We start from the raw sequence: 21,383 nt of genomic DNA, 5'->3' as shown, positions 1-21,383 counted from the left end.
TCCGGCCCGCCGCCTCAGACGAGGCGGCGCACCGTGTAGGCCGTGCCGCGCGGGTGCGGGGCCTCGCCCAGGTAGGCGTGGCCGCGCATCGCGCACCAGGCCGGGACGTCCAGGCGGGCGACCTCGTCGTCCGACAGGACGGTCACGGTGCCGCCGACCGGAACCCGGCCGATGCTCCGGGCCAGCTCGATCACCGGCTGCGGGCAGCGCAGCCCCAGGGCGTCGACCTCGACGGAGTCCGCCACCGGGGCGACGGGCGGCGCCTGCGTGACGCCGAGCTTCTCCCGGACCCCGGCCACCACCCCGGGCAGCACCTCCAGGAAGCCGTTCACCTCGTCCGCGGAGGTCCCCGGCGGCAGGGCCACCCGGACGTTGCCCTCCGACAGCACCCCCATCGCCCGCAGCACGTGACTGGGGGTCAGCGTGGAGCTGGTGCAGGAGGAGCCCGAGGAGACCGAGTACCCGGCCCGGTCCAGCTCGTGGAGCAGGGTCTCGCCGTCCACGTACAGGCAGGAGAAGGTGACCAGGTGCGGCAGCCGCCGGTCCGGGTCGCCCACCACCTCCACGTCCGGGACCAGCCGGGCCACCCGCCGCCGGATCCGGTCCACCAGCACCCGCAGCCGCGCGGCCTCCGCGTCGGCCTCCGCCCGGACCGCCCGCAGGGAGGCCGCCGCCGCGACGGCGGCGGGCAGGTTGACGAAGCCGGGGGAGCGGCCCGACTCCCTCTCGTCCGAGGGGTGTTGCGGGGCGAAGCGGACGCCCTTGCGGACGGCGAGGAGCCCGACCCCCGGCGGGCCGCCCCACTTGTGGGCGCTCGCGGTCAGCACCGACCAGCCCTGCGGCACCCGGCCCCAGCCCAGCGACTGCGCCGCGTCCACCAGCAGCGGCACCCCGGCCTCCGCGCAGACCCCGGCCACCTCCGCCACCGGCTGGACCGTGCCCACCTCGTGGTTGGCCGACTGGAGGCAGGCCAGGGCGGTGCCGGGGCCCAGCGCGTCCGCGTAGCCGTCGGGCGAGACCGCGCCGAGCCGGTCGACCGGCACCTGCGTCACCGTGCCGCCCGCCGCCCCGTGGGCCTGCGCCGCCTGCAGTACAGAACTGTGTTCGACCGCCGATACGACCAGATGGCCGCCGACGCGCCGGCGGCCCGCCAGGACCCCGGCGACGCCCGTGTGAACCGCGTGCGTCCCCGAAGGAGTGAAAGAGAGCTCGTCGGCCCGGCATCCGACCGCCTCGGCCGCCGCCTCGCGCGCCGCGTCCAGCAGCAGCCGGGCCCGCCGCCCCTCCCGGTACAGCCGGGCCGGGTCCGCCCAGCCCTCGTCCAGGGCGGCCTGGAGCGCCTGACGGGCCACGGGGTGCAGTGGGGCGGCTGACGCGGTGTCGAAGTAGGGCATCCGGCCACGCTAACCGGCGGCGGCAACAGGCCGTGGTCAGGGGCCGTCAGATGTCTTCCGGAGCCTGCCGTTCAGGGCCGGATGGACCGTCCCCCGGACGGCGGATCCATCCCTTCGGGGGCAGTAGCGGCGCGTTGGGCACCCTCCCCGCGCGACCCCAAATAGCGTCCAGTAGGGTTTGGTCCGCATAAACATCCAAACCCCTGCCTGCGTCAGGGCCGGCGACCGACCCGAACACGGCCGCGGCCGGCCGCGCGGGCCGAGACTCTCGGGAAGGCGCTACGTGAGTCCCTACGGCTCCGACCGCTCGCCGCGGCGCCCGATGCGGCGGAAGCTGCTGCAGGCGCTGACTGCGGGCGTGGTCCTGGCGACCGCCACTGGTTGCTCGTACACCTGGAAAGACTTCCCCCGCCTCGGAATGCCCACCCCGGTCACGGAGGAGGCGCCTCGCATCCTCTCCCTGTGGCAGGGATCCTGGGCGGCCGCTCTCCTTACGGGCATCCTGGTGTGGGGCCTGATCATGTGGAGCGTCATCTTCCACCGGCGTAGCCGGACGAAGATCGAGGTCCCCGCGCAGACCCGGTACAACATGCCCATCGAGGCGCTGTACACCGTGGTCCCGCTCATCATCGTCTCGGTGCTCTTCTACTTCACCGCGCGCGACGAGTCGAAGCTGCTCTCCCTCTCCGCCAAGCCGGCCCACACGATCAACGTGGTCGGCTTCCAGTGGAGCTGGGGCTTCAACTACGTCGAGAACGTCGACGGCGATGCCGCGACTCCGAAGGCCGGCGAGGTCCCGAAGGAGATCGCGACCATTCCGGACCGCTTCACCAAGGACTTCCCCGCGGGCGCCGAAGGCGTCTACGAGAAGGGCGTCCCCGGCGACCGGAACCCGGACACCAACAACCCGGGGCCGACCCTCTACCTGCCCAAGGGCGAGAAGGTCCGCTTCATCCTGTCGTCGAACGACGTCATCCACTCCTTCTGGGTGGTGCCCTTCCTGTTCAAGCAGGACGTCATCCCCGGTCACACCAATGTCTTCGAGGTCACCCCGACCCAGGAAGGCACCTTCATGGGCAAGTGCGCCGAGCTCTGCGGTGTCGACCACTCCCGGATGCTCTTCAACGTGAAGGTCGTCTCGCCGGAGAAGTACCGGGCGCACCTGAAGGAACTGGCGGAGAAGGGGCAGACCGGCTTCCTCCCCGCCGGCATCAAGCAGACTGACCCGGCCCGGAATGCGGAGCTGAACAAACTGTGAGCATCCTCAACGAATCCCAGGGTGCCGCCGCCGACTCGTATGAGAACGAGCTGCCGGTGCGGCGCAAGCAGCCGGGCAACGTGGTCGTGAAGTGGATGACCACGACCGACCACAAGACCATCGGCACGATGTACCTGGTCACGTCGTTCGTGTTCTTCATCATCGGCGGGATCATGGCGCTCTTCATGCGCGCCGAGCTGGCCCGTCCGGGCACGCAGATCATGTCGAACGAACAGTTCAACCAGGCGTTCACCATGCATGGCACGATCATGCTGCTGATGTTCGCGACCCCGCTGTTCGCCGGTTTCGCGAACTGGATCATGCCGCTGCAGATCGGCGCGCCCGACGTGGCGTTCCCGCGGCTGAACATGTTCGCGTACTGGCTGTACCTCTTCGGCTCGTCCATCGCGGTGGCCGGCTTCGTCACCCCCTCGGGTGCGGCCGACTTCGGCTGGTTCGCCTACTCCCCGCTGTCGGACGCCGTCCGCTCGCCGGGCATCGGCGCCGACATGTGGATCATGGGTCTGGCCTTCTCCGGCTTCGGCACGATCCTCGGCTCGGTCAACTTCATCACCACGATCATCTGCATGCGCGCTCCCGGCATGACGATGTTCCGCATGCCGATCTTCACCTGGAACGTCCTGCTGACCGGTGTCCTGGTCCTGCTCGCCTTCCCGGTGCTCGCCGCCGCGCTCTTCGCGCTGGAGGCCGACCGGAAGTTCGGTGCGCACGTCTTCGACGCCGCCAACGGCGGCGCCCTACTCTGGCAACACCTCTTCTGGTTCTTCGGACACCCAGAGGTGTACATCATCGCGCTGCCGTTCTTCGGCATCATCTCCGAAGTGATCCCGGTCTTCTCGCGCAAGCCGATGTTCGGTTACATCGGTCTGATCGCGGCGACGATCTCGATCGCCGGCCTCTCCGTGACCGTGTGGGCCCACCACATGTACGTCACCGGTGGTGTGCTGCTGCCGTTCTTCTCGTTCATGACCTTCCTGATCGCGGTCCCGACCGGTGTGAAGTTCTTCAACTGGATCGGCACCATGTGGAAGGGCTCGCTGTCCTTCGAGACCCCGATGCTCTGGGCCGTCGGCTTCCTGATCACCTTCACCTTCGGTGGTCTGACCGGCGTCATCCTGGCCTCGCCCCCGATGGACTTCCACGTCTCCGACTCGTACTTCGTCGTCGCGCACTTCCACTACGTCATCTTCGGCACCGTGGTCTTCGCGATGTTCTCCGGCTTCCACTTCTGGTGGCCGAAGTTCACGGGCAAGATGCTGGACGAGCGCCTCGGCAAGATCACCTTCTGGACGCTGTTCATCGGCTTCCACGGCACCTTCCTGGTGCAGCACTGGCTGGGCGTCGAGGGCATGCCGCGTCGTTACGCGGACTACCTCGCGGCCGACGGCTTCACGGCGCTGAACACGATCTCCACGATCAGCTCGTTCCTGCTGGGCCTGTCGATGCTGCCCTTCATGTACAACGTCTGGAAGACGGCGAAGTACGGCAAGAAGGTCGAGGTCGACGACCCGTGGGGCTACGGCCGTTCGCTCGAATGGGCGACGTCCTGCCCGCCGCCGCGGCACAACTTCCTCACCCTGCCGCGGATCCGCAGTGAATCCCCGGCGTTCGACCTGCACCACCCGGAGATCGCGGCCCTCGACCACCTCGCGGACCACGGCGCCGGCACCAAGGCCGTCACCGGTGGCAAGGAGGCCGGCAAGTGAAGATCCAGGGCAAGATGTTCCTCTGGCTCGCCGCCTTCATCCTGATCATGACCGTCGTGTACGGCGTGTGGTCGAAGGAGCCGGTCGGCACCACCGCGCTCGCGCTGGCCTTCGGCCTGAGCGCCATGATCGGCTACTACCTGGCCTTCACGGCCAAGCGCGTGGACGAGATGGCCCAGGACAACCTGGAGGCCGACGTCGCCGACGAGGCGGGCGAGCTGGGGTTCTTCTCCCCGCACAGCTGGCAGCCGCTCTCGCTGGCGATCGGTGGCGCCTTCGCCTTCATGGGCGTCATCTTCGGCTGGTGGCTGATGTACTTCTCGGCGCCGCTGATCCTGATCGGCCTGTGGGGCTGGGTGTACGAGTACTACCGCGGCGAGAACGCGAACCAGTAGCCGTTCACCGCACAGCGTGACCCTGAGGGGCCCGGACACCTTTTCGGAGGAGTCCGGGCCCCTCGTTTGCAGTCACCCCGCGCGCCGTAATTGTCATACCTTCATAGCGTTGGCTCCATGAAGCACTCACCGCGTCTTTGGACGGTACTCAGCTGCTCCCTGCTGGTCGCGTCCCTCGGGGCCGGCGCCACCGCATGCGGGTCCGGCGAGAAGAACCCGCTGTCAGCCCGCCCGTACGACGCGGGTGAGCACGTGGCCTTCAACGAGGCCAACGGCGGGCGCCCCGCCGACCCCGACAAACCGCTCGAAATCACCCTCAAGGAGTCGGCGGCCCGCATCACCGACGTCATGGCCGTGGACACCCACGGCCGCCGCCTGGCGGGCGAGCTCTCCGCCAAGGGCGACCGCTGGCACAGCACCGTCCCGATGGCCGCGGGCGTCCACTACACGGTCACCGTGAACACGGAGGACGAACGCGGCGCTCCAGGGCAGCGCACGCTGGCGTTCGACACCACACCGGCCAAGAAGGTCCTCAAGGTCGAATTCGGCCCGGACGAGGGCAAGTACGGCGTCGGACAGCCCATCACGGCGGAGCTCAACGAGCCGGTCAAGGACAAGGCCGCCCGCGCCATCGTGGAGCGGGCCCTGGTCGTCGACACCCCGGACAACGTCGAGGGCGCCTGGTACTGGGTGGACGACAAGACCATCCACTTCCGGCCCAAGGACTACTGGCCGGCGAACTCCACCGTCTCCGTACGGAGCAACCTGGAGGGCGTGCGCATCTCGGACGAGCTCCACGGCGCGGCCTCCAAGCCGCTCAACCTGGAGATCGGCGACCGGGTGGAGGTCACCACCGACGCCTCCTCGCACTACCTCACGTTCAAGCGGAACGGAGAAGTGATCAACACCATTCCGGTGACCACCGGAAAGCCCGGCTTCTCCACCCGCAACGGGGTCAAGGTGGTGCTGGGCAAGCAGTACTTCGTCCAGATGCGCGGTGACACCGTGGGCATCGGCGGCAGCGAGTACTACAACCTGCCCGTCTACTACGCCACCCGGGTCACCTGGAGCGGGGAGTACGTGCACGCCGCGCCGTGGTCGGTGGGCTCCCAGGGCTACGAGAACGTCAGCCACGGGTGCACGGGCATGAGCACCGGCAACGCCGCCTGGTTCTACGAGAACATCACCGAGGGCGACATCGTCCGTGTGATCAACAGCATCGGCGACGACATGGACACCTTCGGCAACGGCTACGGCGACTGGAACATGGACTGGAAGGACTGGCGCGAGGGCAGCGCCCTCCTGAAGGGTACCCAGGAAGGCCGCAGCCCCATGGACCAGGCCCGCCTGCGGCCCCAGGTCTAGGCGGCCCGCTCCGGCCGGACCCCGGGCGTTCCCGGGGCCCGGCGAGGCCGGAGCCTGGACTTCCGCTCGGATCAGGCCGGAAGGGCCCCGGAGGCCAGCCGGGCCCGCAGGACGCCCGCCAGGGCCTCCGGGAAGTCCACCGGGTCCACCGGAAGGGTGACCGCGGCGTCCGCGCGGCTCCAGGTGGCCAGCCAGGCGTCCTGGGGACGCCCCATCAGCAGCAGCACCGGGGGGCACCGGAAGATCTCGTCCTTGATCTGCCGGCACACGCCCATGCCCCCGGCCGGGACCGCCTCGCCGTCCAGCACGCAGGCGTCGATGCCGCCCGCGTCCAGCTCGGCGAGCACCGCCGGAAGCGTCGCGCACTCCAGGAACTCCACCGGCGGCAGGTCCGCCGCCGGCCTGCGCCCGGCCGCAAGCCGCACCTGCTCCCGGGTGCCCGCGTCGTCGCTGTAGACCAGAACCCGCGCAGTCGCCCGCATTTCGTTCCTCCACGTGTCACGTGAATCACGTTGATGTTGCGCGGGATGCTACTCCGTCCGACCGGTCGTCAACATCGGTTCCGACAGCCTCGCGCAAGACGCCGGGAGGGCGATCTGATGGGCCGTTCGGGCCTTGCACACGCCCCTGACACTCCGAACGGCACCCCCCGGGGTGAGGGCGGGATAAGCGACCGACATAATGTCGGTCGTGGCGACAGCAACGACAGTAGATACCGGGCACGCGCACCCGACGGTCAACCGGCCGAACCTCGTCAGCGTCGGAACCATCATCTGGTTGAGTTCCGAGCTGATGTTCTTCGCGGCCCTCTTCGCGATGTACTTCACCCTGCGATCCGTGACAGGCGCCGAGTACTGGACAGAACAGGCTTCGGCCTTGAATCTGCCCTTCTCGGCGACGAACACGACGATCCTGGTGCTCTCCTCGCTCACCTGCCAGCTCGGCGTATTCGCCGCCGAGCGCGGTGACGTGAAGAAGCTCCGGACGTGGTTCATCATCACGTTCGTCATGGGTGCGATCTTCATTGGCGGCCAGGTGTTCGAGTACACCGAGCTGGTCAAGCACGAGGGCATGTCTCTCTCGTCCGGCCCGTACGGATCGGTGTTCTACCTGACCACCGGCTTCCACGGTATGCACGTGACGGGCGGTCTCATCGCCTTCCTGCTGGTCCTCGGCCGGACGTACGCGGCCAAGAGGTTCACCCACGAACAGGCCACGTCGGCCATCGTCGTGTCCTACTACTGGCACTTCGTCGATGTCGTCTGGATCGGCCTCTTCGCGACGATCTACCTGATCAAGTAGCGAACACGTCGCCGGGCCCGTCCCGGCACTCCATCCAGAAACACCGACGCAGAAGATCCTGACACCGGGGTAATCCGTGAAAAAGCTCTCCGCACGACGACGCCATCCGCTGGCGGCGGTCGTCGTTCTACTCTTCGCGCTGGCGGTCACTGGGGGGCTGTACGCCGCCTTCGCGCCCGCGAGCAAGGCGCAGGCCGACGAAACCGCCCAGTCCCTCGCCATCGAGGAGGGCAAGAAGCTCTACGCCGTGGGCTGCGCAAGCTGCCACGGAACCGGCGGTCAGGGTTCCACTGACGGCCCCAGCCTGGTCGGCGTCGGCTCCGCGGCCGTCGACTTCCAGGTGAGCACCGGCCGCATGCCGGCCCAGCAGCCCGGCGCCCAGGTGCCGAAGAAGCCGGTCATCTACTCCCAGGCCCAGATCGACCAGCTCGCGGGATACATCTCCTCCCTCGGTGCCGGCCCGATCACGCCGACCGAGAAGCAGTACGACCCGGCCGGTGCCGACATCGCCAACGGTGGCGTCCTGTTCCGCAACAACTGCGCGCAGTGCCACAACTTCACCGGCGAGGGCGGCGCCCTGACGAACGGCAAGTACGCCCCGAACCTCGAGGGCGTCGAGCCGAAGCACATCTACGAGGCCATGCTCACCGGCCCGCAGAACATGCCCTCCTTCCCCGACAGCACCATGCCGGAGAAGCAGAAGAAGGACATCATCGCGTACCTCCAGAACGTCAACGGCGATAAGTCGACCAGCCCCGGTGGCCTCAAGCTCGGCGGCCTCGGCCCCGTCTCCGAGGGTCTGTTCGGCTGGATCTTCGGTCTGGGTGCGCTGATCGCTGTCGCCGTCTGGGTCGCGGCCCACACCGCTAAGGCCAAGAAGTCATGAGTAGCCAAGACATTCCCGAAGAGAAGCACCTGCCGAGCGAGCAGGGCGACGCGCACCACGGTGGCGTAGCGGTCGCGGACGAGCCGTTCGCGGACCCGGGCCTTCCGGTCCACAAGCCGCGCATCCAGGACATCGACGAGCGGGCCGCCAAGCGGTCCGAGCGCGTGGTCGCGATGCTGTTCACGCTGTCGATGCTGGCCACGATCGGCTTCATCGCCTCCTACGTGACCCTCCCGGTCGACAAGATCGTCTACATCTTCCCCATCGGGAAGGTGAGCGCGCTGAACTTCGCGCTCGGTCTGACCCTGGGCACGGCGCTCTTCTGCATCGGCGCGGGCGCGGTCCACTGGGCCCGCACCCTGATGTCCGACGTGGAGGTCGCCGACGAGCGCCACGCGATCGCGGCGCCGGCGGAGGTCAAGGCGAAGGTCCTCCAGGACTTCGCCGACGGTGCGAGCGAGTCCGGCATCGGCCGCCGTCCGCTGATCCGCAACACGATGCTCGGCGCGCTGGCCATGCTGCCGCTGTCCGCCGTCGTGATCCTGCGCGACCTGGGGCCCCTGCCCGAGGACAAGCTGCGCAAGACCGTGTGGTCCAAGGGCAAGCTGCTGATCAACGACAACACCAACGAGCCGCTGCGTCCCGAGGACGTGCTCGTCGGTTCGCTGACCTTCGCCCGGCCGGAAGGCCTGGAAGAGGACCAGCACGACTTCCAGACGCAGATCGCCAAGGCCGCCCTGATGATCGTCCGGATCAAGCCGGAGGACATCAAGGACAAGCAGGAGCTGGAGTGGTCCCACGAGGGGATCGTGGCCTACTCCAAGATCTGCACCCACGTCGGCTGCCCGATCAGCCTGTACGAGCAGCAGACGCACCACGTGCTCTGCCCGTGCCACCAGTCCACCTTCGACCTCTCCGACGGCGCCCGAGTCATCTTCGGCCCGGCCGGTCACGCGCTTCCGCAGCTGCGGATCGGCGTCAATGACGAAGGCTTCCTCGAAGCGCACGGCGACTTCGAAGAGCCCGTCGGTCCTGCTTTCTGGGAGCGCGGATGAGCACTGCCACCACGAATTCATCAGCTGCCGGCGCGCCGGGCAACGCAGGACGCAAGGCCCCGGCCGGCGAGCGCGTGGCCGACTGGGCGGACGGCCGGCTGGGCATCTACAGCCTGGCCAAGTCCAACATGCGCAAGATCTTCCCGGACCACTGGTCCTTCATGCTCGGTGAGATCTGCCTCTACAGCTTCATCATCATCATCCTCACGGGTGTGTACCTGACGCTGTTCTTCCACCCGAGCATGAACGAGGTCGTGTACCACGGCTCGTACGTGCCGATGCAGGGCGTCCAGATGTCCGAGGCCTTCGCCTCGACGCTGGACATCAGCTTCGACGTCCGCGGCGGTCTGCTCATCCGGCAGATCCACCACTGGGCGGCGCTGATCTTCGTCGCGGCCATGCTCGTGCACATGATGCGCGTGTTCTTCACGGGTGCGTTCCGCAAGCCCCGCGAGGTCAACTGGGTCTTCGGCTTCCTGCTGCTGGTCCTCGGCATGTTCACCGGTTTCACCGGTTACTCCCTGCCGGACGACCTGCTCTCGGGCACCGGTGTCCGCTTCATGGAGGGCGCGATCCTGTCCGTGCCGATCGTCGGCACGTACCTGTCGTTCTTCCTCTTCGGCGGCGAGTTCCCCGGCGGCGACTTCGTCGCGCGGTTCTACTCGATCCACATCCTGCTGCTGCCCGGCATCATGATGGGCCTGCTGGTGGCCCACCTGATCCTGGTCTTCTACCACAAGCACACCCAGTTCGCGGGTCCCGGCAAGACGAACAACAACGTCGTCGGCATGCCGCTGCTGCCGGTCTACATGGCCAAGGCCGGAGGCTTCTTCTTCCTGGTCTTCGGTGTCATCGCGGCCATCGCGGCGCTCGCGTCGATCAACCCGATCTGGGCGCTGGGCCCGTACCGTCCGGACCACGTGTCCACCGGTGCGCAGCCCGACTGGTACATGGGCTTCTCCGAGGGCCTGATCCGTGCCATGCCCGGCTGGGAGATCAACCTGTGGGGCCACACGCTCGTCCTGGGCGTGTTCGTACCGCTGGTGATCTTCCCGCTGATCCTGGTCGCGATCGCGGTGTACCCGTTCATCGAGTCCTGGGTCACCGGGGACAAGAACGAGCACCACATCCTGGACCGCCCGCGCAACGTGCCGACCCGTACGGCCTTCGGTGTCGCCTGGCTCACGTGGTACGTGATCCTGCTGATCGCCGGTGGCAACGACATGTTCGCGCAGTACTTCCACCTGTCGATCAACTCGATCACCTGGTTCGCGCGGATCGGCTTCTTCCTGGGCCCGGTCGTCGCCTTCGTGATCACCAAGCGGATCTGCCTCGGCCTCCAGCGCCGGGACCACGACAAGGTGCTGCACGGTCGCGAGACCGGCATCATCAAGCGCCTGCCGCACGGTGAGTTCGTCGAGGTCCACGAGCCGCTCTCGCAGGGCAAGCTGCACACCCTCACCTCGCACACGCAGTACGACCCGATCGAGATCGGCCCGACGGTCGACGAGAACGGTGTCGAGCGCAAGGTGAAGGCCACCGAGAAGCTGCGCGCGAAGCTCAGCAAGGGCTTCTACGGGGAGAACACCCACATCCCCAAGCCGACGGTGGAGGAGTACAAGGAGATCCAGAGCGGCCACGGCCACCACTGACCTCCGGTAGGACCCGTTAGAGGGATCGGTTCCGGCCAATCCCGGTGTTGCCACGGTGAGGGCCCCGTCCAGTGTCTGGACGGGGCTCTTTGCCGTCTCCGGGGCTGGATAGGCTGAGATCCTTCCCCATTCCACGTGGAACTTTTTCCGAGCAGCAGGAGCGGACCATGAACGTTGTGACCCCGGCAGGCGGCGACAGCGTGGCGGCCCGCGGCTGGCCGGGTCTCCTCGACGCCCTGCTCACCGGCCGCGACCTCGGGGCGGACGACACCGCCTGGGCCATGGACCGCGTCATGCGCGGCGAGGCCACGGACGCGCAGATCGCCGGTTTCATGGTGGCGCTGCGGGCCAAGGGGGAGACGGTCGCGGAGATCAACGGCATGGTGCGTGCCATGTACGATCACGCCAACCTGATCGAGGTGCCGGGCCGCACGGTGGACATCGTCGGCACGGGCGGGGACGGGGCGAAGACCGTCAACATCTCCACCATGTCGGCGCTCGTGGTGGCCGGTACCGGTGCCAAGGTGGTCAAGCACGGCAACCGGGCCGCCTCTTCGGCGAGCGGCTCCTCCGACGTCCTGGAGAAGCTCGGCGTCAACCTCAACCTCACCCCGGCCCGGGTGGCGGAGGTGGTCGAGGAGGCCGGCATCACCTTCTGCTTCGCGGTCAAGTTCCACCCCGCCCTGCGGCACGTGGCGGCCGCCCGCAAGGAGCTGGGCATCCGGACCACCTTCAACTTCCTCGGCCCGCTGACCAACCCGGCGCGGGTGCGCGCGCAGGCCACGGGCGTGGCCGACCCGCGGGTGGCGCCCATCGTCGCCGGGGTGCTCGCGGAGCGCGGCTCCTCGGCTCTGGTCTTCCGCGGCGACGACGGCATGGACGAGCTGACCACGACGGCGACCTCCCGGGTCTGGTGGGTCCGCGGGGGCAAGGTCACCGAGCTGGCCTTCGACCCGCGCGACGTCGGGATCCCGATCGTGGACGTCGCCGACCTGCGCGGCGAGGACCCCTCCTACAACGCGGACGTCGCCCGCCGGCTGCTGGCCGGTGAGAGCGGCCCCGTGCGCGACGCCGTCCTGCTGAACTCGGCGGCTGCCCTGGTGGCGCTGGACCCGGGCACCGGCTCGCTGGAGGAGCAGATCGCGGCGGGCATCGCCCGTGCGGCCGAGTCGATCGACTCGGGTTCGGCCCGGGCGGCGCTGGAGCGCTGGGTGGCCGCCAGCAACGCCTGACCCGCGACGGCCGGAGCGCCGTTCCCGCGAGACCCCGGTCCACATGGTGGACCGGGGTCTTGTGCGCGGGGGATCTTGTGGCAGGATGCTGACCAGGTCACGAGTGACAGCGTTTTGGCCCCGGCTCGCTGTCCGGCAACCCTCCTTCCGTGGCGGGGTGCCCCGGGTGATGACCAGGTCGTAGGCAGCGAGGTCTACGGCAAGCGCGGATCCCTCGATACCAGGGGTCCTGGGTCTTCGAGGAGCTTTTTCCGTGAGCAAGCGAATGCGATAGGGCGACTCCGCCCCTTCTTCACCCCTCGGAACAGGGTCGCCGCGGCGTACCCCCATGTCCTTCCGAGGCTCTCCCCGTACCCCTGTGGCCGGCCGCCGAGCCGTACCCGCGTACGGGCCGAACAACGAAGCCATTCAGCCCTGCCTGCCGGGAGACACCGCCATGTCCGCAACCCTGAACGCCACCGCCACCGCCGCCGACTCCGTTGCCGCCTGCGCCGACGCCGGCGTCGACCCCGCCTGTGCCGCGCCGCTGCCGGTCCTCGGCCGGGACGTCACCGTGCCGCTCGTGACCGGTGGCGAGGTCACCTACGCCGCCCTCGACTACGCGGCCAGCGCCCCGGCGCTCCAGCGGGTCTGGGACGACGTGGCCGCGTACGCCCCCTACTACGGCAGCGTGCACCGCGGGGCCGGGTACCTCTCCCAGCTGTCCACCGACCTGTTCGAGCAGAGCCGCGTCGCGGTCGCCGAGTTCCTGGACTGCCGCCCCGCCGACCAGGTGGTCTTCACCCGGTCGACCACCGACTCGCTGAACCTGCTGGCCGCCGTCCTCCCGGCCGGCTGCCAGGTCTTCGTCTTCGAGACCGAGCACCACGCCTCGCTGCTGCCCTGGGGCGACGCGCAGGTCACCTACCTGAACGCCCCCCGCACCCCGGACCAGGCCGTCGCGACGCTGGAGCGGGCGCTCGCCGACCGCGACCCCTACGGCCCGGCGCTGGTGTGCGTCACCGGGGCGTCCAACGTCACCGGCGAGCTGTGGCCGGTCAAGGAGCTGGCCGCCGCCGCGCACGCCCACGGCGCGCGGATCGTCCTGGACGCCGCCCAGCTGGCGCCGCACCACCCCGTGTCCGTCCAGGAGCTGGACGTCGACTGGATCGCCTTCTCCGGCCACAAGCTGTACGCCCCCTTCGGCTCGGGCGTGCTCGCCGGCCGCGCCGACTGGCTCCAGCAGGCCCCGCCCTACCTCGCGGGCGGCGGCGCCTCCCGTACGGTGGCCCGCCGCGAGGACGGCGGCGTCGACGTCGAGTGGCACACCACCGCCGCCCGCCACGAGGCCGGCTCCCCGAACGTCATCGGCGTCTACTCCATCGCCTCGGCCTGCCGGGCCCTGAAGGAGGCCGGGTTCGAGGGCCTCGTCGCCCGCGAGAACCACCTCATCGCGAAGGTCCGCGCGGGCCTGGCCGAGGTCCCGGCCGTCCGGGTCCTGTCCCTCTTCGGGGACGACGCCCCGCGCGTCGGCGTGATCTCCTTCGTGGTCGACGGCTGGAACAGCTCCCACTTCGCCGCGGCCCTGTCCGCCGAGTACGGCATCGGCGTCCGCGACGGCCTCTTCTGCGCCCATCCGCTGGTCCGCACCCTGCTCGGCAGCGAGCCGCAGGAGCCGGGCGAGTGCGGTGCGCCGGAGGCGGCGCCGGGGGAGCGCTCGCTCAACGCGATCCGCGTCAGCTTCGGCGCGGGCACCCCCGACGAGCACGTCGAGCGGTTCGTGCGCGCGGTGAAGGAGCTCGTCGCGGACGGCGCCAAGTGGCAGTACCGCACGGAAGAGGGCCGCTGCGTCCCGGCGGTCTGACACGCTGCGGTCATGACCTACTGGGACCCCCTGCCGACCGTCCGGGCGATCGTGGGCAAGCCGCTGCCCCAGTGGGACCCGCGCCGCGGCCCGGTGCGGCACGACTGGAGCGGTCCCGCCGGACGTGTACACCACCCGTGGGCCCGACGGGACTGGCGCAGCGTGCCGGGCCCGTTCTACGCGGCGGAGACGGACACCTGCTGGACGGGGCGCGGGTGCGCGCCCGCGCACGTGCTGTACGACGACGACGGCGACGGCCAGGAGTTCGTCTACCGCCAGCCCCGCTCGCCGCGGGAGGCGTACGAGCTGATCTGCGCGGGCGAGTGCGAGGTCTTCGGGGCCTACGGAGGAGACGGGGACGCGTACTGGACCCCGGAACTCGTCCGTGACTGGTGGCGGGACCGCCGGCGGGTGCGGGAGTGGGCCGTCCGCCTGGACCGGACCTGGTCGGTGTCGGCCCGCGCCGACGAGCGGGAGGCGGCGGGCGGGGCCCGCGCGTACGTGTCCCACATCGACGGCGAGCTGGAGGGGTACCTGCGCGGCTACCTCTTCCGGCTCCAGGAGGGCCGGACCGCCCGGTCGGCGGAGGCTCTGCCGGGGCTGTGAGGCCCCGGGCCCGGGACCGGCCGGGCGTTACGCGTCCAGGCCGATGGCGAACGCGGCTTCCAGGTCGTGCTGCGAGTAGGTGCGGAACGCCACGTGCGTGTCGGTCGCCTCGACGCCCGGGATCTTGCTGATGCGGCCGGGGATGATGTCGGCCAGGTTCTCGTGGCGGGCCACGCGGACCAGTGCGATCAGGTCGTACGTGCCGGTGACGGAGTAGACCTCGCTGACGCTGTCCAGCGCGGCGATGGACTCGGCGATCTCGGGGATGCGGTCCACGCTGGTCTTGATGAGCACGATCGCGGTGATCACGGTTGGCTGTCTCCCTCGCCGGCAGTCACTGGTCTCCTCACTCTAGTCGTACGCCGATAGCGCGCCCACGCGTAGAGGAAGCCCACGGAGAAGCCCACCACGTGGGCCAGGTAGGCCACTCCGGGCCCGCTCTCCGCGCGCTGCGCGGCCAGCCACTGCAGGGCGAACCAGAACATCAGCACGATCCAGGCCGGGAAGCGCAGCGGCAGGAAGAGCAGGAACGGGAACAGGCTCGTCACCCGCGCCTTCGGGAAGAGGCAGAGGAAGGCCCCGAGCACCGCCGAGATGGCTCCCGACGCGCCGACCAGCGTCTGGTCGGAGGAGGCGTTGGCCGCCGCGTACGCCGCCAGCGCCAGATATCCGGTGCACACGTAGAAGACGAGGAACGGCGCCCGGCCCATCCGTTCCTCCGTCATCGCGCCGAAGACGTGCAGGAAGAGCATGTTCCCGAGCAGGTGCAGCCAGCTGCCGTGGACGAAGAGCGCGGTCAGCGGGGTCAGCAGCGGGCGTCCGGCCCCGGAGAACAGTTCGTCGGGGACCACGCCCCAGTGCTGGAAGTACCGCGTGCCCGAGTCCAGCAGGCGTTCGCCCGTGCCGTAGGAGGGATTGAGGCCGGAGGCCGGGCCGAGCACGAACGCCAGGCAGCAGCCGGCGATCAGCGCGTAGGTGACCACCGGGCCCCGGGCGGCCTCGCGGACCGTCAGCCACTTTACGATCATGCGACAGAGCATGACGCAGGAGCACCCGCCCGGGGGCGTTGCCAGGCCGTAGGGTTACGTGCTGCGGTCCGCGAGCGCAACGCGGGGCCGGGAACGCTTTGATTGAATGAGCTACGAAGGAGAGTGCGGCCCGATGACGGTTCCCCTGCCGACCGACACCACCCGGTGGCGCTGCACGTTGTGCGGCAACCTCACGCGGTTCGACGTCACCCGTTCGTCGAAGGCCGTCGAGTACGTCCACCTGGACCTCGCCGGGGAGCCCAAGGTCGAGGAGCGCGAGGTGGTCAGTGAGACCATCGAGTCGGTGCGATGTCGCTGGTGCAACGCGGTGGACCAGATCGAGCTCGTGGACAGGCCGGGCACCGGCTCCTGAGGGAGCCGGGCCCACAGTAGATCACGGTAGGGGTGACGGATTGTGGAGCCAGCAAGCGGCGCTGAGCCGGCCGACGCGGCCGGCGACGCCGCCGAGGTGCTCGACCGCCCGCTGCCGGAAGGCGTGCGGCGCCGGGTCGTCGCGCTCGTCTCGGACGCCTTCGGCGGACTGACGGTCGCGGACCTTCCGGCGCAGTTGCGCCAGTACGCCCGTTTCACCCCGACCCGGCGGGCCAAGTTCGCCGGGAACGCCATGGCGGCCGCCGTGGAGACGGACGGCGCCTTCCGCAGCCGGGTCGCGGAGAAGCTGCGCGAGGCGCAGCCGGAGCTGGCGGGCGCGCTGGACGCCGGAGCCCCGCCGGCCGCGGCGGACCCGCTGGACGTGGCGGCCGCCGCGTACGTGCTGCGTCCGGCCGGCTGGGTGAAGCTGGTGGCCGCCGCGGGCGAGGAGGCGCAGCGCGCCGACGCCGAGCGGGTCGGCGACGAGACCCGCCGGGAAGTCGAACGGCTGCGCGGGGAGCTGGCCCAGGCCAGGGAGCAGCAGCGCTCCGGCGGCGACCAGGTGCGGGTCGACCTGGAGGCCTCCCGCAAGGAAGCGGAATCGCTTCAGCGCAAGCTGCGCAGTGCCTTGAGCGACGTCAAGCGGGGCGAGGCGGCGCTGCGGAAGGTGACGGCGGAGATCGACGGGTTCCGGGCCGAGGCGGCCGCGCAGGTGGCGGCCGCCGAGAGCGAGACCCGGCGGCTCAAGTCCCGGCTGGCGGAGGTGGAGTCGGCGCTGGAGACCTCGCGCCGGGCCACCCGCGAGGGGCGCAGCATCGAGGACATGCGGCTGCGGCTGCTGCTGGACACGGTGCTGGACGCGGCGGCGGGGCTGCGCCGCGAACTGGCGCTGCCGCCGCTGTCGACGCGCCCGGCCGACACGGTGGAGGCCGTGGAGCCGGGCCGGATGACGCCGAAGGACATCGCGGCGCGCGCCCTGTCGGAGACCGATCCGGCTCTGCTGGACCAGCTGTTGGCGCTGCCCCAGGCGCACCTGGTGGTCGACGGCTACAACGTGACCAAGACCGGGTACCCGACGATGCCGCTGGAGAAGCAGCGGCTGCGGCTGCTGGGCGGGCTGTCGATGCTGGCCGCGCAGACGGGCGCCGAGATGACCTGCGTGTTCGACGGGGCGGAGCTGGCGGCCCCGGTGCTGCTCGCCCCGCCGCGCGGGGTGCGGGTGCTGTTCTCCAAGGCCGGGGTGACGGCCGACGAGCTGATCCGCCAGCTGGTGCGGGCCGAGCCGTCCGGCCGTCCGGTGGTCGTGGTCTCCACGGACCGGGAGGTGGCCGACGGGGTGGCGAAGGCGGGGGCACGGCCGGTGACGTCGGCGCTGCTGCTGAAGCGGCTGTCGAGGGTTTCGTAACCGACGGGGCTTTGGCGGCTTTCGTAACTGCTGCGCGCAATGCCGGAATTGGCGCCCGGAGTGGGGGACGCACCGTCAACTCCCCGGCACGCAGCGTGGGCCGCGGGTAAAAAGGCCGGTCCCGAAGCGGAATTTTTCTCGCGGGGATTTGAACTGATCACAGGCAGGTCACTAGGGTCAGTTCAAACCTTCGTGCGGTAGTTCACTCATTCGGGGTGACGGCGGAGGCGCGCTGCCGAGCCCCCGACCGTCTTCGGCGGCTCCAGGAAGAAGGAGCTCGCTCTCGTGGCGTCCCACCGTCGTCCCAAGCCGCCCACCCGTACGCGCGTGAGCGTGCTCACGGCCCTCGCCACCGCGGCCGTCGCCCTCTCCTCCCAGTCGGCCATGGCCGCGCCGGACAAGCCCGGCAAGGACGAGGTCAAATCCAAGGTCGACGCCCTCTACGAGGAGTCCGAGCAGGCGGGCGAGAAGGCCAACGCCGCCAAGGACCGCCAGGACAAGCTGGAGAAGGAGATCGCGCAGCTCCAGGACCAGGTCGCCCGCGGCCAGGACGAGCTCAACGGCCTGCGCAACACCCTCGGTTCGATGGCGACCGCCCAGTACCGCGGCGGCGGCCTCGACCAGTCGGTGGAGCTGCTGCTGTCCGGTGACCCGGAGACCTACCTCGACAAGGCCTCCACGCTCCAGCAGTTGAGCGGCAAGCAGGTCGAGGCGATATCCAAGATCCAGGCCAAGCAGCGCAGCCTCGCCCAGCAGCGCGCGGAGGCCACCGGCAAGCTCGCCGACCTCGACGCCACCCGCAAGGAGCTGGCCGAGAAGAAGAAGACCGCCCAGGACAAGCTCGCGGACGCCCAGGCCCAGCTCAACTCGCTGACCGCGGAGGAGCGCGGGCAGCTCAAGAGCGAGGCGGCCAAGGACGGCGAGAGCGCCGCGAACGCCGCGAACGGCGGCGGCGGAGCCAAGCCCGGGGCCGGAGCGGGATCGGGCGGGGGCCCCGTCAAGGGCTCGGGCCGGGCCGCCGACGCGCTCGCCGCCGCGCTGACCCAGAAGGGCGACCGGTACCACATGGGCGACACCGGCCCCGACTCCTGGGACTGCTCCGGACTGACGCAGTGGGCCTACGCGCAGGCCGGCGTCGACATCAGCCGCACCACCTACACCCAGGTCAACGACGGCACGCGCATCGGCATGAGCCAGCTCCAGCCCGGCGACCTGGTCTTCTTCTACGACGACCTGCACCACGTGGGCCTCTACGCCGGCAACGGCCAGGTCTTCCACGCCTCCAACCCCACCGGCGGCGTCCGCTACGAGGCCATGAAGAACATGCCCTTCCAGTTCGGCGTCCGCGTCGGCTGACCCGCTCCGCCCCGCCCGCCCCGTCGCCGGGACGCGCCGCACACCGCCCATCCGGGCGAATTGCGCGGAGCCGCCCTGACCCCGTGCCCCGCCGGTGACCTGCGTCTGAGGCGGGGCTCCGGCATGTGCGCCCCGCGCCGGTCGTTGGCCGGTGCGTGGTGGCGCGGCTACTGTCTGCCACCGCGGAACCCGGCACACGGCCGTCCACGGAGGGCGGACCCGGGCCCCGCGCAGCGGAAGGGAGCGGTTCCACGTGGCGTCCCATCGCCGGACCGGCCTCAGCGGCCTCGACCGGAGCACCAAGGTCACCGTCTTGACCGCCGCCGCGGCCACCGCCGCCGTGGCCCTGACGGGCGCACCCGCCGCCCAGGCGTCCCCCGGACTCCCGCCGGCCCCCTCCACCGGTTCCCGCGCCCAGGTCGACCGCCTCTTCGAAGAGGCCGAACAGGCCACCGAGCGGTTCAACGAGGCGGGCGAGAAGGCCGACCGGCTGCGGGCCGAGATCAGCCGGGCCCAGGACGCGGTCGCCCGCGGCCAGGAGCGCATCAACACCATGCGCGGGGTTCTCGGCGCCTTCGCCGGAGCCCAGTACCGCTCGGGCGGCCTGGACCCGACGGTCGAGCTGATGCTGTCCGACGACCCCGGGGACTACCTCGACAAGTCGGCCGTCCTGAACCGGCTCAGCGGCCGCCAGGCCCAGCAGCTGGGCGAACTGCGCGAGGAGCAGCGCCGGATCGGCCAGCAGCGCCAGGAGGCCACCCGCAAGCTCTCCGAGCTGGAGGCCCTGCGCACCGAGGTGGCCACCCAGAAGCGCTCCGTCACGGCGAAGCTCGCCGCCGCCCGGCAGCTGCTCGACGCCATGCCCTCGGGGGAGCGGGCCGACTTCGAGCGGGCCTCCCGCTCGGGCGGCCGCCCCGGCGTGCTGCCGGACCCCTCCTTCGCCGGGGGCGGCGGCCACGCCTCGGGCCGCGCCATGACGGCCGTGATGGCGGCCCGGGCGGCCGTCGGACGGCCGTACGTATGGGGCTCCACCGGCCCCTCCGGTTTCGACTGCTCCGGGCTGATGGTGTGGTCCTACCGGCAGGCGGGGGTCTCCCTGCCGCGCACGTCGCAGGCCCAGCGGTACGCGGGCCGCCAGGTGCCGCTCTCGCAGGCCCAGCCCGGGGACCTGGTGACGTACCGCTCGGACGCCAGCCACGTCGGCATGTACGTGGGCAACGGTCAGGTGGTGCACGCCCCCTACCCGGGCGCCCGGGTGCGCTACGACCCCGTCGGGATGATGCCGGTCTCCTCGGTGACCCGGCCCTAAGACGGCTCCGCCGGACCGTGCCGCCGCCCGTGGGGGACGGGCGGGGCCTGCGTACGATCGGGCGGGTGAGCCCGATCCGCACCGTCCCGCGCCTCCTCGCGCTGCTGCTCTGCCTGCTGCCGCTGGTGGCGTGCGGGCGGCCCGCCGGGCGCGGGGGCGAGGAGGCCGGGGTCCGGGAGGCCGTCGCCGCCTGGTCGCGGACCCCGCCCGCGCGGCTCGCCGGGATCCCGCTGGAGGGCTGGACCTACGAGGTCGGCTCCGTCCGGCTGGACGGCGTACGGGCCCACGTGCGCGCCGCCCTGCGCTACCGGCTGGCCGGCTACGACGGGGCCCCCGCCAGGTCCGCCCGCGCGGTGGAGCTGACCCGGGAGGGCGCCGCCTGGAAGGTGACCTCCGACGGGCCCGCCCCCGGGGCGCCCCCGCAGCTGTGGGACCAGGGCGAGGTGGCCGCCGTACGGGGCGCCGCCTCCCTGGTGCTCGGCGTCGGGCAGAGCCCCGCGACACTGGCCGAGGTGGGCCGGGAGGCCGACCGGGCGGTGCCCGCAGTGAGCGCCGCCTGGCCGGACGCGTGGGCGCGCCGGGTGGTGGTGCTCGTCCCCGGCTCGCTGGACGCGATGGCCGCGCTGCTCGGGAAGCCCGCCGCCACCTACCGGGGGCTGGGCGCCGTCACCACCGGCAGCATCGGCGGCGGACCGGCCCCGGCCGACCGGATCGTGATCAACCCGGAGGGGTACGCGCAGCTCGGCGCGGCGGGCAAGGACGTCGTCCTGACCCACGAGGCCACCCACGTCGCCACCCGCGGCGCCACCACGGCCGGGACCCCGCAGTGGCTGTCCGAGGGCTTCGCCGACTGGGTCGCCTACCGGGACGGCCCGCTCACCCCGGCCGAGGCGGCGCCCGCCCTCGCCCGCGCCGTCCGCGAGGGGGGACCGCCCGGGGAGCTCCCGGCCGACGCCGCGTTCGCCTTCGGCGGCGACCAGGAGGCCGCCGCCCGGGCCTACGAGGGCGCCTGGCTGGCCTGCCGTCTCATCGCGGACCGCTGGGGCGCGGCGGCCCTCGTACGGCTCTACGAACGGGCGGGCCGCGAGTCGCTGCCGGCCGCGCTGGAAACCGTACTGGGCACGGACCGGCAGGGGCTGACGCGGGCCTGGCAGGAGGCCCTGCGCCACGAACTGGGCTGACGCCGTCCGGTACGTTG

The 21,383-nt window shown here is 70.8% G+C and carries 20 protein-coding genes and 1 riboswitch; of the genes, 16 read left to right on the top strand and 4 right to left on the bottom strand.

The window, feature by feature from the left end; genetic code table 11:
• Positions 1–14: 14 nt before the first annotated feature.
• Positions 15–1,394 (bottom strand): cysteine desulfurase/sulfurtransferase TusA family protein, encoded by a 1,380-nt coding sequence (locus tag ACGFXC_RS22105; protein ID WP_393715229.1) that lies wholly within the window; start codon positions 1,392–1,394, stop codon positions 15–17.
• Positions 1,395–1,677: 283 nt separating this feature from the next.
• Between ACGFXC_RS22105 and coxB the strand changes: the two genes are divergently transcribed.
• From coxB to ACGFXC_RS22085, 4 genes are all read left to right on the top strand, one after another.
• Positions 1,678–2,652, top strand: coding sequence for a cytochrome c oxidase subunit II (gene coxB, locus ACGFXC_RS22100; RefSeq protein WP_393715228.1), 975 nt, complete (start codon positions 1,678–1,680; stop codon positions 2,650–2,652).
• Positions 2,649–4,379 (top strand): cytochrome c oxidase subunit I, encoded by a 1,731-nt coding sequence (ctaD, locus tag ACGFXC_RS22095; RefSeq protein ID WP_393715226.1) that lies wholly within the window; start codon positions 2,649–2,651, stop codon positions 4,377–4,379. Before coxB ends, ctaD begins: the two co-directional genes overlap by 4 nt.
• Positions 4,376–4,774, top strand: coding sequence for a cytochrome c oxidase subunit 4 (locus tag ACGFXC_RS22090; protein ID WP_351820933.1), 399 nt, complete (start codon positions 4,376–4,378; stop codon positions 4,772–4,774). Before ctaD ends, ACGFXC_RS22090 begins: the two co-directional genes overlap by 4 nt.
• Positions 4,775–4,891: 117 nt before the next feature.
• Positions 4,892–6,139: an Ig-like domain-containing protein gene (locus ACGFXC_RS22085; RefSeq protein ID WP_393715224.1), complete on the top strand. Its 1,248-nt coding sequence runs from the start codon at positions 4,892–4,894 to the stop codon at positions 6,137–6,139.
• A gap of 71 nt (positions 6,140–6,210) precedes the next feature.
• Here the strand turns inward: ACGFXC_RS22085 and ACGFXC_RS22080 are convergent, their stop codons facing one another.
• Positions 6,211–6,621, bottom strand: coding sequence for a hypothetical protein (locus ACGFXC_RS22080; RefSeq protein WP_393715223.1), 411 nt, complete (start codon positions 6,619–6,621; stop codon positions 6,211–6,213).
• Positions 6,622–6,820: 199 nt separating this feature from the next.
• On the opposite strand from ACGFXC_RS22080, the gene ACGFXC_RS22075 reads away from it, so the two are divergent.
• The 7 genes from ACGFXC_RS22075 to ACGFXC_RS22045 all read left to right on the top strand — a co-directional run bounded on the left by ACGFXC_RS22075 (position 6,821) and on the right by ACGFXC_RS22045 (position 14,715).
• Positions 6,821–7,441, top strand: coding sequence for a heme-copper oxidase subunit III (locus ACGFXC_RS22075; RefSeq protein WP_053676065.1), 621 nt, complete (start codon positions 6,821–6,823; stop codon positions 7,439–7,441).
• A 76-nt stretch (positions 7,442–7,517) separates the two neighbouring features.
• Positions 7,518–8,327 carry a c-type cytochrome gene (locus ACGFXC_RS22070; protein ID WP_393715221.1) on the top strand — a complete coding sequence of 270 codons (810 nt, stop codon included), beginning with the start codon at positions 7,518–7,520 and terminating at the stop codon, positions 8,325–8,327.
• Complete coding sequence (locus tag ACGFXC_RS22065; protein ID WP_393715219.1) at positions 8,324–9,382, top strand: Rieske 2Fe-2S domain-containing protein; 1,059 nt, start codon at positions 8,324–8,326, stop codon at positions 9,380–9,382. Before ACGFXC_RS22070 ends, ACGFXC_RS22065 begins: the two co-directional genes overlap by 4 nt.
• On the top strand, positions 9,379–11,034 hold the full coding sequence (locus ACGFXC_RS22060) for a cytochrome bc complex cytochrome b subunit (protein ID WP_393715217.1): 1,656 nt from the start codon (positions 9,379–9,381) through the stop codon (positions 11,032–11,034). Before ACGFXC_RS22065 ends, ACGFXC_RS22060 begins: the two co-directional genes overlap by 4 nt.
• 167 nt (positions 11,035–11,201) lie before the next feature.
• On the top strand, positions 11,202–12,266 hold the full coding sequence (gene trpD, locus ACGFXC_RS22055; protein WP_393715215.1) for an anthranilate phosphoribosyltransferase: 1,065 nt from the start codon (positions 11,202–11,204) through the stop codon (positions 12,264–12,266).
• 95 nt (positions 12,267–12,361) lie between these two features.
• Positions 12,362–12,478, top strand: a riboswitch (SAM riboswitch).
• A gap of 224 nt (positions 12,479–12,702) precedes the next feature.
• Positions 12,703–14,109 carry an aminotransferase class V-fold PLP-dependent enzyme gene (locus ACGFXC_RS22050; RefSeq protein ID WP_393715213.1) on the top strand — a complete coding sequence of 469 codons (1,407 nt, stop codon included), beginning with the start codon at positions 12,703–12,705 and terminating at the stop codon, positions 14,107–14,109.
• 12 nt (positions 14,110–14,121) lie between these two features.
• A complete protein-coding gene (locus tag ACGFXC_RS22045; RefSeq protein ID WP_393715212.1) occupies positions 14,122–14,715 on the top strand; it encodes a ferredoxin in 594 nt (197 codons plus the stop codon).
• Positions 14,716–14,742: 27 nt separating this feature from the next.
• Here ACGFXC_RS22045 and ACGFXC_RS22040 read toward each other — a convergent pair whose 3' ends face one another.
• Both ACGFXC_RS22040 and ACGFXC_RS22035 read right to left on the bottom strand, forming a co-directional pair.
• Complete coding sequence (locus ACGFXC_RS22040) at positions 14,743–15,024, bottom strand: Lrp/AsnC family transcriptional regulator (RefSeq protein ID WP_008738815.1); 282 nt, start codon at positions 15,022–15,024, stop codon at positions 14,743–14,745.
• Positions 15,021–15,743 (bottom strand): rhomboid family intramembrane serine protease, encoded by a 723-nt coding sequence (locus ACGFXC_RS22035; RefSeq protein ID WP_393715210.1) that lies wholly within the window; start codon positions 15,741–15,743, stop codon positions 15,021–15,023. The genes ACGFXC_RS22040 and ACGFXC_RS22035 overlap by 4 nt, the downstream gene beginning before the upstream one ends.
• A 133-nt stretch (positions 15,744–15,876) precedes the next feature.
• On the opposite strand from ACGFXC_RS22035, the gene ACGFXC_RS22030 reads away from it, so the two are divergent.
• The 5 genes from ACGFXC_RS22030 (at position 15,877) to ACGFXC_RS22010 (ending at position 21,366) form a co-directional block, all read left to right on the top strand.
• A complete protein-coding gene (locus tag ACGFXC_RS22030; protein WP_393715208.1) occupies positions 15,877–16,116 on the top strand; it encodes a hypothetical protein in 240 nt (79 codons plus the stop codon).
• Between the two features lie 39 nt (positions 16,117–16,155).
• Entirely contained in the window at positions 16,156–17,520 is a 1,365-nt protein-coding gene (locus tag ACGFXC_RS22025) for an NYN domain-containing protein (RefSeq protein ID WP_393715380.1), read from the top strand.
• 285 nt (positions 17,521–17,805) lie between these two features.
• On the top strand, positions 17,806–18,876 hold the full coding sequence (locus ACGFXC_RS22020; protein WP_393715207.1) for an NlpC/P60 family protein: 1,071 nt from the start codon (positions 17,806–17,808) through the stop codon (positions 18,874–18,876).
• Positions 18,877–19,129: 253 nt separating this feature from the next.
• Entirely contained in the window at positions 19,130–20,185 is a 1,056-nt protein-coding gene (locus tag ACGFXC_RS22015; protein WP_393715206.1) for an NlpC/P60 family protein, read from the top strand.
• A gap of 65 nt (positions 20,186–20,250) precedes the next feature.
• Positions 20,251–21,366 (top strand): hypothetical protein, encoded by a 1,116-nt coding sequence (locus tag ACGFXC_RS22010; protein ID WP_393715204.1) that lies wholly within the window; start codon positions 20,251–20,253, stop codon positions 21,364–21,366.
• Positions 21,367–21,383: the final 17 nt, after the last annotated feature.

The sequence above is a fragment of the Streptomyces sp. NPDC048507 genome (assembly GCF_043199995.1).
Classification (GTDB): Bacteria; Actinomycetota; Actinomycetes; order Streptomycetales; family Streptomycetaceae; genus Streptomyces.
The sequence above is the reverse complement of the archived record's forward strand: the minus strand, read 5'-3'. Positions and strand labels throughout refer to the sequence as shown.

What these genes read in the sequence shown, in the direction of transcription:
- ACGFXC_RS22105 (WP_393715229.1), bottom strand. Translation starts at nt 1,394, where the DNA reads ATGCCCTACTTCGACACCGCGTCAGCCGCCCCACTGCACCCCGTGGCC.
- ACGFXC_RS22050 (WP_393715213.1), top strand. Translation starts at nt 12,703, where the DNA reads ATGTCCGCAACCCTGAACGCCACCGCCACCGCCGCCGACTCCGTTGCC.
- ACGFXC_RS22075 (WP_053676065.1), top strand. Translation starts at nt 6,821, where the DNA reads ATGTCGGTCGTGGCGACAGCAACGACAGTAGATACCGGGCACGCGCAC.
- ACGFXC_RS22045 (WP_393715212.1), top strand. Translation starts at nt 14,122, where the DNA reads ATGACCTACTGGGACCCCCTGCCGACCGTCCGGGCGATCGTGGGCAAG.
- ACGFXC_RS22080 (WP_393715223.1), bottom strand. Translation starts at nt 6,621, where the DNA reads ATGCGGGCGACTGCGCGGGTTCTGGTCTACAGCGACGACGCGGGCACC.
- ACGFXC_RS22085 (WP_393715224.1), top strand. Translation starts at nt 4,892, where the DNA reads ATGAAGCACTCACCGCGTCTTTGGACGGTACTCAGCTGCTCCCTGCTG.
- ACGFXC_RS22035 (WP_393715210.1), bottom strand. Translation starts at nt 15,743, where the DNA reads ATGATCGTAAAGTGGCTGACGGTCCGCGAGGCCGCCCGGGGCCCGGTG.
- ACGFXC_RS22060 (WP_393715217.1), top strand. Translation starts at nt 9,379, where the DNA reads ATGAGCACTGCCACCACGAATTCATCAGCTGCCGGCGCGCCGGGCAAC.
- ACGFXC_RS22030 (WP_393715208.1), top strand. Translation starts at nt 15,877, where the DNA reads ATGACGGTTCCCCTGCCGACCGACACCACCCGGTGGCGCTGCACGTTG.
- trpD (WP_393715215.1), top strand. Translation starts at nt 11,202, where the DNA reads ATGAACGTTGTGACCCCGGCAGGCGGCGACAGCGTGGCGGCCCGCGGC.
- ACGFXC_RS22065 (WP_393715219.1), top strand. Translation starts at nt 8,324, where the DNA reads ATGAGTAGCCAAGACATTCCCGAAGAGAAGCACCTGCCGAGCGAGCAG.